This is a genomic window from Bradyrhizobium sp. WSM1743 (assembly GCF_000473065.1).
GTDB lineage: Bacteria > Pseudomonadota > Alphaproteobacteria > Rhizobiales > Xanthobacteraceae > Bradyrhizobium.
Window position 1 is genome coordinate 35,182 of sequence record NZ_AXAZ01000063.1, and the last position, 14,977, is coordinate 50,158.

General features: G+C 60.4%; 11 protein-coding genes and 2 pseudogenes. 11 read left to right on the top strand and 2 right to left on the bottom strand.

The genetic code is table 11. The features are described from left to right. The first annotated feature begins 71 nt into the window (after positions 1-71). From YU9_RS0129545 to YU9_RS0129580, 7 genes are all read left to right on the top strand, one after another. Positions 72-1,355: an FGGY-family carbohydrate kinase gene (locus tag YU9_RS0129545; RefSeq protein WP_027576034.1), complete on the top strand. Its 1,284-nt coding sequence runs from the start codon at positions 72-74 to the stop codon at positions 1,353-1,355. Continuing rightward, positions 1,352-2,221, top strand: a complete 870-nt coding sequence (locus tag YU9_RS0129550) for a TIGR01459 family HAD-type hydrolase (RefSeq protein WP_027576035.1) — start codon at positions 1,352-1,354, stop codon at positions 2,219-2,221. Before YU9_RS0129545 ends, YU9_RS0129550 begins: the two co-directional genes overlap by 4 nt. A gap of 10 nt (positions 2,222-2,231) precedes the next feature. Beyond that, entirely contained in the window at positions 2,232-3,260 is a 1,029-nt protein-coding gene (locus YU9_RS0129555) for a class II aldolase/adducin family protein (RefSeq protein WP_027576036.1), read from the top strand. 106 nt (positions 3,261-3,366) lie between these two features. After that, positions 3,367-3,819: an RbsD/FucU family protein gene (locus YU9_RS0129560; RefSeq protein ID WP_027576037.1), complete on the top strand. Its 453-nt coding sequence runs from the start codon at positions 3,367-3,369 to the stop codon at positions 3,817-3,819. Between the two features lie 376 nt (positions 3,820-4,195). Next, positions 4,196-5,821 carry an extracellular solute-binding protein gene (locus YU9_RS0129570; protein WP_027576039.1) on the top strand — a complete coding sequence of 542 codons (1,626 nt, stop codon included), beginning with the start codon at positions 4,196-4,198 and terminating at the stop codon, positions 5,819-5,821. 99 nt (positions 5,822-5,920) lie between these two features. Further along, positions 5,921-7,039, top strand: a complete 1,119-nt coding sequence (locus YU9_RS0129575) for a carbohydrate ABC transporter permease (protein WP_245266569.1) — start codon at positions 5,921-5,923, stop codon at positions 7,037-7,039. Positions 7,040-7,140: 101 nt separating this feature from the next. Next, positions 7,141-8,001 (top strand): carbohydrate ABC transporter permease, encoded by an 861-nt coding sequence (locus YU9_RS0129580; RefSeq protein ID WP_051380563.1) that lies wholly within the window; start codon positions 7,141-7,143, stop codon positions 7,999-8,001. A gap of 510 nt (positions 8,002-8,511) precedes the next feature. Here YU9_RS0129580 and YU9_RS42835 read toward each other — a convergent pair. Then, positions 8,512-8,930: pseudogene (locus YU9_RS42835) on the bottom strand (DUF3833 family protein). Positions 8,931-9,492: 562 nt separating this feature from the next. Between YU9_RS42835 and YU9_RS0129590 the strand changes: the two are divergent. From YU9_RS0129590 to YU9_RS42845, 3 genes are all read left to right on the top strand, one after another. Next, complete coding sequence (locus YU9_RS0129590; protein WP_027576042.1) at positions 9,493-9,714, top strand: hypothetical protein; 222 nt, start codon at positions 9,493-9,495, stop codon at positions 9,712-9,714. A 999-nt stretch (positions 9,715-10,713) separates the two neighbouring features. Then, positions 10,714-11,823: a Ku protein gene (locus tag YU9_RS42840; RefSeq protein ID WP_198028314.1), complete on the top strand. Its 1,110-nt coding sequence runs from the start codon at positions 10,714-10,716 to the stop codon at positions 11,821-11,823. 164 nt (positions 11,824-11,987) lie between these two features. Further along, positions 11,988-13,118, top strand: a complete 1,131-nt coding sequence (locus YU9_RS42845; RefSeq protein ID WP_051380566.1) for a DNA topoisomerase IB — start codon at positions 11,988-11,990, stop codon at positions 13,116-13,118. A gap of 689 nt (positions 13,119-13,807) precedes the next feature. On the opposite strand, the gene YU9_RS46340 is transcribed toward YU9_RS42845, so the two are convergent. After that, positions 13,808-14,326 carry a septal ring lytic transglycosylase RlpA family protein gene (locus YU9_RS46340; protein ID WP_084299116.1) on the bottom strand — a complete coding sequence of 173 codons (519 nt, stop codon included), beginning with the start codon at positions 14,324-14,326 and terminating at the stop codon, positions 13,808-13,810. 246 nt (positions 14,327-14,572) lie between these two features. On the opposite strand from YU9_RS46340, the pseudogene YU9_RS0129615 reads away from it, so the two are divergent. Continuing rightward, a pseudogene (locus YU9_RS0129615) lies at positions 14,573-14,977 on the top strand (transposase); the annotation flags it as partial.

Here is a 14,977-nt window from a genome sequence, read left to right on the forward strand (position 1 = left end):
ACACCGATCGGGACGTCAATCCCCCAAACGTGCTGCAACGCAATGTCGAGATCAGCCCGGAGTGACGTTGAATGGCAGGTCTGTTTCTCGGTATCGATGTCGGAACCGGCGGCGTCCGCGCCTGCGCCGTCGATGCACGCGGCGCCATTGAGGCGATGACATCCAGCAGCCTGTCCTCGCCGCGACAGGAGGGCGACGCGATCGACCAGGATCCGGAACTCTGGTGGCAGGCAACAATTTCTGTGATCTCGAAACTCGGCCGACGCGATGTCGACCTCGGACGCGTCGAACGAATTTGCGTGGATGGCACGTCAGGCACCCTTCTGCTGGTGGATGCAAGCGGCCGCCCCTGCACGCCGGGCCTGATGTACAACGACACGCGCGCGGCGAAGGAAGCAGCTCGCATTGCTGTGATTGCGCCGGCGGAGAGTGGCGCACACGGCGCCAGCAGCGCGCTGGCAAAACTTCTTCATCTGCTGAGCCGTGGCGAAGCAACCGGAGTGCGCTTCGCCGTTCATCAGGCCGACTGGATTGCCGGTCGACTTGCCGGATCCCACGGTATCAGTGACGAAAACAATGCGCTGAAGCTCGGCTACGATCCTGTCACGCGTGCCTGGCCGGCATGGCTTGGTCAGCTCGGCGTGAGCAACGAAATCCTGCCGAGAGTGCTGGTGCCCGGGACGCCCTTCGCCACGATCGATCCGGCGATCGCGTCCATGCTTAGCATTTCGTCAGCAGCCCGCATCGGAGCCGGCACCACCGATGGCGTTGCCGCCTTCGTCGCCACACGCGCTGACACACCTGGCGATGCCGTAACCTCCCTTGGCACGACGCTCGTCGTCAAGCTGCTTGCGACGCAACCAATCTTTGCCCCGGGTCAGGGCGTCTATTCGCACCGCCTCGGTGAACGTTGGCTCGCCGGGGGTGCCTCCAACTCAGGCGGCGGAGCGTTGCTGACGCATTTCACCGGGGAAGACATGGAGCGGCTCACGCCGCTCCTGAGGCCAGAGGAACCGACAGGTCTCGACTATTATCCTCTGCCAAAGCCCGGAGAGCGTTTCCCGCTTGCCGATCCGCAGCTGGCCTCACGGACCACGCCCCGCCCGGACGAAGAGCACCTCTTCTTCCAGGCCCTGCTCGAGGGCATCGCCTCGGTCGAGGCGCTCGCGTACCAACAACTGGCCCGGCTCGGAGCGCCGCCGCTCCGCCGCATCATCAGCATCGGCGGTGGCGCGAAGAACGATGCATGGACCGAGATCCGGCATCGCCGTCTCGGCGTTCCCGTGGTCACCGCCGAGCAAAACGAGGCTAGCTATGGCGCAGCGCTGCTTGCCTTACAGGGCAGCCCGTCATGAGGAGCGGCACCATCCAGATCAAAGCGCTGAGCGCGATTGCCGATCGGTTTGATCATGTGCTGCTCGACCAATGGGGCACGCTACACGAGGGCGGAGCCGTCTTTCCGGCGGCACGGAACTGCGTGCAGAGGCTCAGAGACGCCGGAAAGCGCGTGCTGGTGCTCTCCAATTCCGGCAAGCGTGCGCGCAACAATGAAGAGCGGCTGGAAGCACTCGGCCTGCCGCCGGCCGCTTATGACGGCATTCTGACTTCGGGTGAGGTGACCTGGAACAGTCTGCATGCGCGTGCACGCGAGCCGTTCGTCAATCTCGGCCGAACCTGTCTGCTCATCACGCGCGGCGGCGATTATTCCATCGTTGATGGACTCGATCTCACGATGGTAGCCGACGTTCAGGAGGCTGATTTCATCCTGCTGGGAGGCCTCGACGATGCTGTCGCCGAGCCAGAACACTGGCGCGACGGCCTGATCTCGGCCGCGGCGCGCCGGCTGCCGATGCTCTGCGCCAATCCTGACCTGACCATGTTCAGCGCAAAGCGCTTGATTCCGGCGCCGGGTGCGCTGGCAAAATTCTATGAGACGCTTGGCGGCCACGTGATTTATGTCGGCAAACCGCACGCGCCGATCTTTGATGCGGCGCTGGAACGGTTGGGTCACCCCGATCCAAGGCGCGTTCTGATGGTCGGCGATTCCCTCGATCACGACATCGCCGGCGCGAGGGCCGCTGCAATGCTGACGCTGCTCCTCACCTCAGGGGTGCACAGGGAGACGCTGGCCTGGGCGCCCGATCCGCCAACACCGGTCCGCACACTCGCCAAATCGCAGAACCGCGTGCCGAACTGGGTGATGAGCCACTTAGCCTGGTGAGACAATCGCGATGCAAGCCCCTGCCCAGCTCCAAGATCTTCGTCGCATGTCGGCCCGCGTCGGCAGCAACATGCTGCTTGTGCAGGGTGCCGGCGGCAATTCATCGATCAAGCACGGGGACGTGCTCTGGGTGAAGGCGTCCGGTACCTGGCTTTCGGACGCGGAGGCCAAGGACATTTTCGTGCCGGTCTGCCTTTCAGCCGCACGAGAAGCACTGGCGCAAGGTGATGAGGGGGTGCCGCTTGCGCCGCATGCCACGACAACATTGCGCGCCTCGATCGAGACATCACTCCACGCACTGATACCGCATTCGGTTGTCCTGCATGTCCACTCGGTCAACACGATCGCATGGGCGGTACGAACCGACGCGCGCGATGAGCTTGCCGAGCGAATGGACGGACTGGCTTGGCATCGCCTCGACTATTTTCATCCCGGACTTCCGCTGGCGCACGCCTTGAGCGACGTCATCGCGCAGAACCCGATCGATGTCCTGATACTCGGCAATCACGGTCTCGTGGTTGGCGCAGCAGACTGCGACGAGGCGGAAGCTCTGGTCCATGAGGTTGAAAAGCGCCTCTCGCTAGCCCCTCGCCGTCCCTCAGCGGTGGATGATCAAGCGCTTCGCAGCATATGCTCAGGCACGGACTATCGCCTGCCGGCCGATCCTCTCTGCCACAGCATCGCCACCGACCGCTTCAGCCGTGCGATTGCGACAAGCGGCTCGCTGTACCCGGACCACGTCGTTTTTTTAGGACCGGGTCTACCAATATTGGCGGAAGGCCAGGATCTGACTGCCATGACAATGCATGCCAGCGCCGTTGGACTGAGCTCGCCCGTTTCCACGCTGATTCCAGGCATTGGCGCCGTCATTCGGGCGGACGCCAGTCCCGGGGCCGAGGCCATGTTGACCTGTCTCGCGCTTGTGACGGGCCGCCTGCCTCTCAGTGCCGAGATCAGCTACCTCTCGGTCGAGAACGAGCAAGCCCTTTTGAATTGGGACGCCGAACGCTACCGGCGGCAATTGACCGCCGATCGCTGACGACGCTCCGAGCTTGGCATTTGCCAACGTCGGTATAGACGACGGTGCCGCGACGTCGGATAGTCCAAATCAATGAAGATGCCATGATTGCGTTAAAGGAGGATGCATGCTGAAATCGATCGACCCTCTTCTCAATGCAAATGTACTCTATGCCCTGCGGTCGATGGGGCACGGCGACGATCTCGTCCTCTGCGACACCAATTTCCCCGCCGACTCCGTCGCCCGCCAGACCGTCCTGGGTCGGCTGTTGCGCATCGACAATGTCAGCGCCGGACGCGCCGCGCGCGCGATCCTGTCGGTGCTGCCGCTCGACAGTTTTGTCGACAAGCCGGCGTCCCGCATGGAGATCGTCGGCCAGCCCGGCGAAATCCCCGAAGTGCAGCGCGAAGTGCAGGCCGCGATCGATGCAGCGGAAGGACGCTCGTTTCCTATGGAATCGGTCGAGCGATTTGCCTTCTATGAACTCGCCAAGAAATCGTATTGCGTGATCCAGACCGGCGAACGGCGCTTCTACGGTTGCTTCATCTTCAAGAAGGGCGTCATTCCGCCCGACGCCTGATCGAGCTCTGGCGATGCACGATACGTCCGGCATAAATGACGCCGGCGCCGTCGGGAACCAACCCGTTCGCGCTCGCCGCGAACGCCGTCGACGCTGCATGTCGTCTCGGCTGATCGTCCATCCTGCGGCGCGGATTATCGACGGCTGTCATCGTCGTTCACGTCGACATCGTACATAGCTTCAGGCTCGCTTGCTTTCGTTGACTTTGGAGTACGCCGTTGCATACTCGACGCGGCCTCTGTGGCCCGATCACGACGACACCGAAGTCCGCGAGCGCGACGGCCTCGATGTGCTCCGGCGATTCAGACTTCACATCAAGAAAGTCAAAAGGGAGGGTACCGCGGTGAAACAGCAGGATCATGATCGGCATTCCGCAATGCAGCCGAACCGGCGTACTGTGCTGAAAGGTGCGGCTAGCGCCGCAGCGTTGGGCACGAGCGGCGCGCTCGGCACGTTCTCGGAGCTTGCGCTTGCGCAAGCCAATCTGCGCGCGCAGATCACCCAAATTCCGGGCGTCGGCAAGGGCGCGCCGACGGACGCCGACTGGCAGAAAGTCGGCGAGCTCTGCCTCGGCCCGACCAAGGCGAGCATCAAGGAAGGCGAGTTCAAGGGCGTCGAACTCTCCTTCATGGGGCTCAACAATCAGAACCTGCACAACCTCCTCTTCCGCGGCTTTCTCAAGCCATGGGAGGCCTATACGGGTGCAAAAATCTCCTGGATCGATCTCGCGCAGGCGGACTACAACCCGCGCTTGCAGCAGGCGATTGCGACCGGCACTGTCGACTTCGACATCCTGGAGATGGGCGCGCCCTTCGAAGGCGACGTCTGCGGCAAGGGGCTGGCGTCGGAGATGCCGGACTGGGTCAAGAAGCAGATCGATGTTGACGACTATGTCGATTACCTGAAGCCGCCGGTCGGAACCTGGAACGGCAAGACTTATCGCGTCACCATCGACGGCGACTGCCACAACTTCAACTACCGGACCGACGTCTTTTCCGACGCAGCCCTCGCCAAGGCCTGGAAAGACGCGGGCAACTCGACCGAATGGGGCGTTCCGAAGACCTGGCAGCAGGTGCAGGCGGTGACGAAATTCCTCAGGGGCAAGAAGATCAAGAACCAGAACGCGTTCGGCTATCTCGACGCGCCAAAGCCTTGGGGCGGGTTCGGCTTCTATTTCCTCGGCAGCCGCGCGTCGGCCTATGCCAAGCATCCCGACGACAAGGCCTGGCTGTTCGACATCGACACGATGAAGCCGCGCATCAACAATCCAGCCTGGGTCCGCGCCATCCAGGACGTGATCGACGCACTGCCGTTCGAACCCGCCGACCAGCTCAACGCCGATCCGAACACGACCGGCTTCCAGCAATTCCTGGCCGGCATCGGCTCGATGATCCCCTGGTGGGGCGACATCGGCCAGGTGGCGAAGGCGAGCGACACCTCCGTGGTCGGCGACATCGTCGGCTTCGACATCCTGCCAGGCTCAGACGATGTCTACAACTCCAAGACCGGGCAATGGGACAAGCTCGCAAGCGGCCCGAACCATGCGCCAAATTGCGCCTATCTCGGCTGGGGCGTTTACGTCATGGCGCGAGTCAATGGCGACGAGAAGAAGCACAAGGCGGCGTGGAGCGCGGCCGCACATCTTGGCGGCAAGGACCTGTCGCTCTGGATGGTGATGTATCCTTCAGGCTTCCAGGCCCACCGCACCAGCCACTTCCAGTACGACGAATGGGTCTCGGCGGGCTACGACCGCAAATACATCACCTCCTACCTGAACTCGCAACTCGCCTCCTACAATCATCCGAACCGCGCCGTGGAGCCGCGCATCCCCGGCATCTTCCAGTACTACAGCATCGCGGAAGACGAGCTCACCAAAATCTTCGCCGGCAAGGTTGACGCGCAGACAGGCGCGAACAACATCGCCGCCGCTTGGGAGAAACTGACCGACCAGATCGGCCGCGAGCGGCAGATCGGGCTCTACAAGGCCTCTCTCGGCGTGTAGCGAGCACCTGCGCGAAGCCATCCACCCTCGGCTGGCGCCTCCGGCGCCAGCCGAGAACTTGCCCGGCGACAGAACCGGCACAGAATGCGGCTCATCTCGATGCAGAATTTCGTACCCGTGAGCGACGACCTGCACCACCAGCCAGCGACGAAGCGCGCACCCGGCAGCAGGAAGATCGCCGGTCGCGTGCTTGTCCTGCTGGCGTCGCTCGGCTTTCTGCTTGTCCTTTTTATTCAAGTCTTGCACACGACCGGCACGATGACTGCCGGATTTTCCAATTGGCGGCCGATCCTCATTGCCTATCTCGTCTGGGCCGTTGCATTTGGCGTCGGACAAGTTCTGACCCGTGGCGAGCGTGGCCAGCGCGCGCTGTTCCTGCTGCCGGCGGTGTTCTTCACCGTCGCCGTCGTGATCTTCCCGACGATCTTCGGGATCTATATCGCCTCGCTCGACTGGAATCTGAGCTCGATCGAAGGCCCGCGCTTCAGCGGCTTCGACAATATCAGGGTCATGCTGACCGATACCTATTACTGGAATGCGCTCGGCAACATGGTCTTTTACACCGTCGCGGTGCTCGGCGAATACGCAATCGCGTTCGGGCTGGCGCTGCTTCTCAGCGCCGAGATCCGCGCGCGAAAATTCTTCCGTGTGGTCTTCCTGCTGCCGATGATGCTCAGCCCTGTCGCGGTGAGCTGGATGATCGGCAAGTCACTTTTGGAATATCGCTTCGGGCCTGCGGCGACGCTGGCGCGCTATCTCGGATGGGACAATCCAGCGTTCTTCGCCTCGCCGTGGATGGCACGCTTCAGCATCCAGGCGATGGATGCATGGGTGTCGATCCCCTTCATCATGATCATCCTTCTCGCAGGCCTCCAGGCGATGCCGAAGGAGGTACAGGAGGCGGCCAAGGTCGATGGTGCGAATGGCTGGCAGTCGTTCTGGCACGTCACCTTCCCGATAATGCTGCCGGTTAGCATCACCGTCCTCATCATCCGCATCATTTTCAAGCTGAAGCTCGCGGATATCGTGATCAACGTCACCGCGGGAGGCCCGGGCGGAGCAACCGACACGGTGTCGAGCTTCATCTACCGCGTCTACCGCGACCGCTCGAATGTCGGATACGGCACGGCGCTCGCTATGGTTTACCTGCTGATGATCATCGTGATCCTGACCGTCCTGCTGCGCCTGTCAAAGCGCTGGACGCAGAAAGTCGTCTAGGGCGGGGAAGTCACTTCCAAACGGAGTTGCTCAACTTGGCGCGATCGACCCTGGCATCAAAGCTCATCCGGCGACATCCGGCGGCCCCCCGCGCAAAGCGGATGCTGAGCCGCATGCTGATCTACGCTGCACTCGTGTTCTGGACGTTCATCTGCCTGTTCCCAATCTACTGGACCGTCACGACGTCGTTCAAATCGGCAGTCGATGTGACGCAAGCCCACCTGGTTCCCTGGGTCGATTTTCAGCCAGACTGGAAGGGATGGCGCTCGCTCGGCCTGTCGCCAGATACCTTGTTCGGGACCTCGACGGCGCGCTCCGAATTCGTGAACCGCTTCATCAACAGCATCATCACGTCGGTCGGCGCATCCTTGCTCGCGCTGATCCTCGGATCGCTCGCGGCCTACGGCCTGAGCCGCTTCCGCTACAAATTCGCCTGGATGCGCAACGATGACATCCTGTTTTTCTTCATGTCCCAATTGATCCTGCCGCCGGTCGTTCTCGCGCTGCCGTTCCTCGTCCTCTACAAGGGGTTGGTCCTGCTCGACACGCGCCTTGGCCTTATCTTGCTCTACACGCTGACCGTGCTGCCAATCGTCATCTGGATCATGCGCGATCAGTTCAACGCGATCCCGATCGAGCTGGACGAAGCCGCCTTCGTCGACGGCCTCTCGACATGGGGCGCCTTCTTACGCATCATTCTGCCGCTCGCTGTTCCCGGAATGATGGCCGCATTCATCCTCTCGCTGGTGCTGTGCTGGAATGAATATTTCTTCGCGGCGCTGTTGACGAGTACGGACGCGAAGACACTCCCCGTTATGGTGGCGAGCCAGACCGGTTCGCAAGGCATCAATTGGTGGTCGATGGCGGCGCTGTCCACCGCGGCGATCGCACCGCTCGTCCTGGTCGGCATTTTCCTTGAGCGCTACATCGTCAGCGGCTTGACTACGGGAGCCGGAAAGTAGCTGGAGATCACGTCCGAGCCCAACCGCGTTGCGAACTCGGTCGGGCCGGCTAAGTGCTACAGGAACGCTGCTACCGCCAGAAGATCGCATTTTTTTGGCGGACAATCGTGGCTTTGCTACCGGGGGTAGCTACCGCCTTTCCCTACACCAACCAAACCTACGATACCTCATCCCATCTTCCGCGTAGGGTCGCTCGTGAGCCGGGGGACTGCCGCAACTGTACCCTCGCACAGAGGAATGTTGAAACACCTCAGTGCCCGGTGGGTGATCCACTTGCAGAACGAGGAGGCCTCCCGACCCCACCTGGCCAGGCCCGCCCGCCACCTTTGCGGCTGGGCGTATTCCATACCCGGAGACGTCCGCCACCAGTTGCCGACAACCAGCGCTCGCGGTTCGATCTTCTGCGCCTCTCACCTGCTCTCGCCTGTAGCAGTGGCGGACACCAGCGAAGTTAAAGCTTACGGCAAGTAACGTGCGCCGTCGCAAACGGGATGCCAGCACGGCCGCGGACTATGCAAGCTCTATGCAAGCTCGTTCATCGATTCCATAAAACCAATCGTCGAAATTCAGCTTGAACGATTTACCGCCCCCTTGCGGTGTATAGCGCGTGTATTTCAAGTGGAATGCGCAACTGGCTTGCTCCCCAATGGCCTCACCTTCCAGTTGGTTCTCCAAGCCGGTGTACTTGCCCTCCTCACCCTTCGGATTGTCCAATGCAGAGTGTCGCTATGACCATCGTCAAATGTATATGCCTTGATGAACAGCACTGTATCAGTGTCCGCATCTAGTTCGCCGTGACCAGCAATTGTTGCGCGCTTCAGTAGTCCGCCAACTAGATTTTCCAGCACTGCCCAACCTTCTAGCCGCCCGACGAAAAAACGTTCAGGAAGAAACAGCGGCATTGTTCCTCTAAAAGCATCGATCGCCATTGGTAAACCCTTCGAAATGCATCTAACGAACTAAATCTCCTCTCTCCGGCTGGTTCCTAGCTGGCGCGGGAACATACTCGGCTCGGAGCGCTTCCGCAGCGCGCCCTTACATCTATACGATCGGATTTCCTATCGCTCGGGCAGTCGGTTCACTGCTGATATGCGTTCGGGCTTATCGCACGGCGTACAGCGCGCCATTTCAATTATTGATTGCGGTTTCATTGCACACCGCGGTCATGAAAAGGGAACGGCCGCCGCAGTATGCTGGGCGGCCGCAAAAGGCTAAAATCAAGCGGCTGATCTCAGCTTTGGCGCTTGCATCGTAACTCGTAAGCGGCCGCTAAAGGCCCGACGGCCTAGCGGGGCTAGAAAGCCGGCTCAGGAGCTCTTTGAGGCGTTCGACGGTATACGGTTCGGTGTGGCCGCGCCGGCGTCCTTGCCAGTCGTGGGAAGAGAAGGTCTGGGGCTAGGTCGTCGGCAATCTCTTGTCTTGAAACTCTGCGACTTCGGCCGGATACTTGGATCAAGTCCTTGGCCATCATCATTCCGAGGGAAGACGATCATGGCGATCCAGATCGTGATGGACCGTACCGGCGACAGCCGTCACTTTTTCAATCCAGACGACGCACGAGAGCTCGCGAAGGCGGAGCGGCGGTTCTACGAACTGACCAATGCTGGCTTCACCGCGACGGTCCGGACGGGTCCGGGTCAAGTATCGCAAATGCGATCGTTCGACCCGAACGCGGAAGAAACCGTATTCTTCCCCAGGCTTGTCGGCGGCTGATCGGCCCGCGCCATGTTGGGCTTTAGATCACCTCGCCCGCGTGAACGCCGGCGCGCGAGAGCCATTCGGGCTCTCTTCATCAGGTACGGCGCCGAACGAACTCCGGAAGGCCGCTCGCTGCAGCTCTTGCGGACGTGACTATCGCCCGCCCAGCGTGCACAGTTCGCAGGAAAGGGCTACTTCGATGTCATCGGTGGCGAAACTGGCAGGCAATATAGGATCTACGCGGGCGCGTCGACGAACGTCTGCGAGATCGACGAAAAGGACCGCCCGATGCGCGGCCTGTGCTTCACTCCACGTGGTAATCTGCCGGTCGGAGACGTTATGCTCTCAAAAGATCGCCCTGGAGAGCTGCGAGAGCCGCGCGCTCGAGGTCGCCAGAAGGTTCGCGCCGACCGCTTTCATGTTTGGTTGACCCGCGAGGGTCCTCGCTTGGACATCGGCGAAAGATGTATCGTAGCGGAGAGCTAAGGCGTGCGGAATCGATCGGGACACCTGTCTGCGGGCTCCCATGCGACAGCAACTAAGCTGAAATTCGAGCCTACATCGCCCTCGGTTAAATTTCGGCTATCCGGATTATCATATTGAATCGCAGCCAACTGTGTTGGGCTGCTACATGTGATTTCCATGGCTGCTTCATCATCCAAAGCTGTCCCTCTCGGAGATGAAGGAGGGAGGACTTTATCGGTTGTTTTATAGCCTGCATGGCGTGCGAACGCTGGAGCCAAGGCGCAAGTCAATTCGGAGAACTGGCTCCGAAAGCGAAGTTTGGCCGCGAAGTCATCCGCACGCCCTCTTCGCGAACTGTCGGGCTCCTTCTCTGCTGTGCCAGCACTCCGGGCGCCCCCGAACGAGTACTGTAGGTAAGTCATGCCGACCAACGCCTACTTCGGTCTCCGCTCAGGCGAGCGAGGAGGACAGGACCTAGCTTGAGCCGCTGATCAGGGGGATTTCGAGCGATGCTGTCTGGGTGACACCGCTGGACGATTTCTCAAGCGTTTGAAACTCCCGTCCTTTCCGGCCGTTAATTCCGCGGCCTTTGCCTACCGGCCTGGCGTTTGTACCCCTGTTGCGTTGGAGTTTCCGGTGCCGACCTCCCGACCCTATTGGAAGGGCTATCTGAAGCTGTCCTTCGTCTCATGTCCGATCGCGCTCTTTCCCGCGATCTCGGCGGCCGAGCGTATCTCGTTTCGGCAGGTCAACCGGCGAACGGGCCATCGGCTCAAACACAAACTGATCGATTCTGTCACGGGCCAAACCGTCGATTCAGCAGACAAGGCGCGGGGGTATGAGGTCGGTGAAAACGACTTTCTGCTGGTCGAGGACCGAGACCTTGAGCGAGCGAGACGCGTGCGCCCAGGGCCTGGGGAGGCGGCGCTTGCCTCGCCACCCCACCGGATAAGCCCGCCAACCGTTCCCGCCGATCTTGGCGATATGGCCGACGAAGGTGCCTCCGACTATGACGATGAAGACGAGGAGCAGGAGGAAAGCGTCCCTCTCCCGCGGCCTCAGAAGACGCGCACGATCGAGATCGAACGCTTCTTTCCCGCAGGGCAGATCGATGCGCGATATTTTGAGAAGCCGTATTACATCGTGCCGCGTGAGGAGATCAGTCAAGAATCGTTTGCGGTGATTCGAGACGCAATGAGCCGGGAGGACGTTGTCGGACTTGCCCGCATGGTGCTGTCCTCCCGCGAGCGGCCAGTTTTGCTCGAACCGGCAGGTCGCGGCCTTCTCGGCGTGACGCTGCGCTTCGCGCAGGACATCCGAAATGAGACGGACTATTTCAGCGAAATTCCGGAAATGAAGCTGCCGTCTGAAATGCTGAAGCTCGCGCAGCACATCATCCGAACGAAGCTCGCCGATTTCGATCCTGCTATGTTGGAGGATCACTACCGCAGAGCGCTCGTGCACATCCTACGCAGGAAGCAGGCGAAACGCCCAGTGCAGCCGCCACCGAGCAAGCCATCACGCGAGAACGTCGTCAACCTCATGGACGCGCTCCGGCGAAGCGTTGCCGCCGAGCGTCCTGCCGAGCCTGCGGGCCGGCGCGGCACGGGGAAACGGCCCCCTGCAAAGCGCGGCGCGCGCCACCACAAAGCCGGATGACCCGACGCACGCCGTTGCTTCGTTCGCGTCGACCATCGCCAGTGCTAATATTAACTTCCTTTCGGCTTGAGGTCAGACAGGGCCGTCATGCCTCCATCAAAACCTTATGGAACCGCCGTTCATCGCAACCGTTCATTTGACGCACGAAAGGAGCTGGTGTGTTGCTGGTCGAGCCACCTCATAGCGCGCAGGCGATCGTCGACCCGCGGGATGCCGCCGAATCTGCGGGCCTCAGATATGTTTCCGACGAACGACCGGGTATTCGGCGCAAGAAGGTGGGGACCGGCTTCAGCTACATTCGGCTCGATGGCTCGAGGCTCAACGAACCTGACGCGCTGAAGCGGATCCGGGCACTGGCGATCCCGCCGGCCTGGACTGACGTGTGGATTTGTCCGTTTCCGAGTGGCCATATCCAAGCAACCGGTCGTGACGCAAAGGGACGCAAGCAATATCGCTACCACTCGCGTTTCCGTGAGGTGCGGGAGAGCACGAAATACGAGCATGTGGTTGCGTTTGCCGACGAGCTGCCTTCCATCCGAAAAGCCGTTCGCGAGCACATGGCATTGCGCGGCCTGCCCCGGGAAAAAGTTCTGGCAACGGTCGTGCATCTCCTGGAGACTACGCTGATCCGCGTAGGGAACGATGATTACGCCAGGCAGAACAACAGCTATGGCCTGACCACGCTAAGAAATAGGCACGTCGCGGTCGAGAAGAACGAGGTGCGTTTCCGCTTCACAGGCAAAAGCGGCAAGCAGTGGTCATTGCGTGTACGAGACCGACGCGTCGCTAAGATTATCAGGGCCTGTCAGGAGTTACCCGGGCAGGAGCTGCTTCAGTACATCGACGAACAAGGCAATTGCCGGGATGTCACGTCAACCGACGTGAATAAGTACCTCAATAAAATCACAACGAAGGACATCACAGCCAAAGATTTCCGAACCTGGGCCGGGACAGTGCTGGCGGCCATGGCCCTGAGTGAACTTGAGAGCTTTGACAGCGCCGCTCAGGCGAAGCGCAATCTTCGCAGTGCGATCGAAAAAGTCTCCGCACGGCTCGGCAACACGCCCACGATCTGCAGGAAGTGCTACATCCACCCGGAGGTGCTGAACTGCTACCTGGACGGCAACCTGGTCCTTCAGGTCAAGTCACAAGCCGAGACCGAGCTTCGGAACGCGATGGAAGATCTGAAGCCCGAGGAAGCCGCCGTGCTCGCATTGCTGCGCGCCCGGCTCGCCAAAGAGGCGGAGCAGCCGCACGGCGCCGATGCCGCCATCCAGCAGCAGTGGGGACTGTAGCCAAAAAGCATTGAGGAGCGTAATTAGGACCGACAAACAGCGCGGCGATTCGATGCTGGAAATGGTCCTTCTGATGCTGGCTATTGGCGCCACAATCGTTGGAGTCATCGTCATCCTGTACGAGACCAGGGCTGCAATAGATCGGAAGCGCATCGGAAGGTAAGGTCGCCTGCTTTGGGAGGCTCTGCGCGAAGACATCATCCTCCCATGGCGCATTCATCACCATCAAGAAGCACGAACCCGTTTCCGATCCGGCAGCTATGAGTTCCACTTCGCCGACGGCCGACCGAGCGTCTATATCTCTGCCGGATGTGCTGACTCGCGAGCAGGCCGACGCGAAGGCCAAGATGATCGCCCGCAACGAACGAGACAAGCTCACTGGACACGGCGCATGAAACACAGAGACATTCGACGAAGAAAGACTGTGGGCGTTCGCCGACATTGAAGTGTCACGCCTTCAATGACGATCGGCTTTAAGGCGATCGTGTCCGAAGCTCACGCAACCAACGTGGTTAACAACTGCAGCCGTTTCAGCACGAAGCGGCCACAGTGCTTCCGCCTCTGCACGAAGTGCTGTCGGCAAAGGCGCCCTATCCTCCCAGCTCAGCGTTCTGCCCGCGTCAGCTGCCGAGGCGAATCGCCCGCTGACAGCCGCACACGACTGTTGCCACATAGAGCGCGGCGCTTACCTAAAGAACCTCTACTCGAACTTGTGCCACACCTCGATCAGTAATTCCTAAGCCGCGTGCTGCGCCAAGGGAAAGGTCCAGCACGCGGTCGCGAATCCACGGTCCGCGGTCTGCAATACGAACTATGACCGACCTGCTACTCGCAATGTCGGTGACGCGAACCCGAGTTCCGAAGGGAAGACTTCGATGGGCCGCCGTCATTTCATTGCGATTGTAGAGCGACCCGCTAGCTGTTTTGCCTTTTGTATAAGAATAGAAGGACGCTTTGCCGGTAAAGACTTTATTGAACGATTTGGAAGGCCGGGGATTGTCTGGCGTCCGCGTCCATAGTGGCCCTGCCGGAATATGCTCAGTATGCTCAGGGGGACTTTGTCTTTGCTCCTTCTCTTCAGGAGCAGGTTCAGCATGTGCCTTCGGAATAATAGACCATCTATCGTCGAAGTTTTGTGCTGAAGCATACGGAGACTGCAAGCAAGCAGATAAGGACGCGATCGCGATTCCTGCAAACAGAAGACGCATGATCAACTCCACTCACCGACAAAATACAAAGAATCAAATGATTTTTAACAAGCGGCGTTCCCGAGCGTGCAGAGCAGCATATAAGGGAACAGCGTCATCAATTTTGGGTGATTTTTTGGGTAGGTCGGAACTACTCTGTGACGCAGATTATGCGCCGAGCGTCAGCTTCTGGCCCAGGCCGTGTGAAAAGGCTCTGTTTGCTGTGATTCGGGCGATAAGATTCCCGGCGATTTTGCGGGGCATCTGATGAAGCGCTTTGTTGAAGGGGTGGATCGGGGCAGAGCACGCTGTTTCCGTCGTCGCTCGATGACTATGTGAGCGAGGACAANCCGGTCCGCGCGGTCGACGTGTTCGTCGACGGGCTCAATCTCGGCAAGCTGGGGTTCGTCGGTGTCCAGCCAATCGACACTGGCCGACCGAGTTACCATCCCAGCACTATGCTCAAGCTGTACATCTACGGCTATCTCAATCGGGTGCCGTCGAGCCGGCGGCTGGAGCGGGAATGCCAGCGCAATCTCGAGATGATCTGGCTGACCGGGCAGCTGGCGCCGGACTTCAAGACCATCGCGGATTTCNGCAAGGACAATGGCAAGGCCATTCGTGAGGTCTGCCGCGAGTTCGTCGCGCTGTGCCGCAAGCTTGATCTGCTTG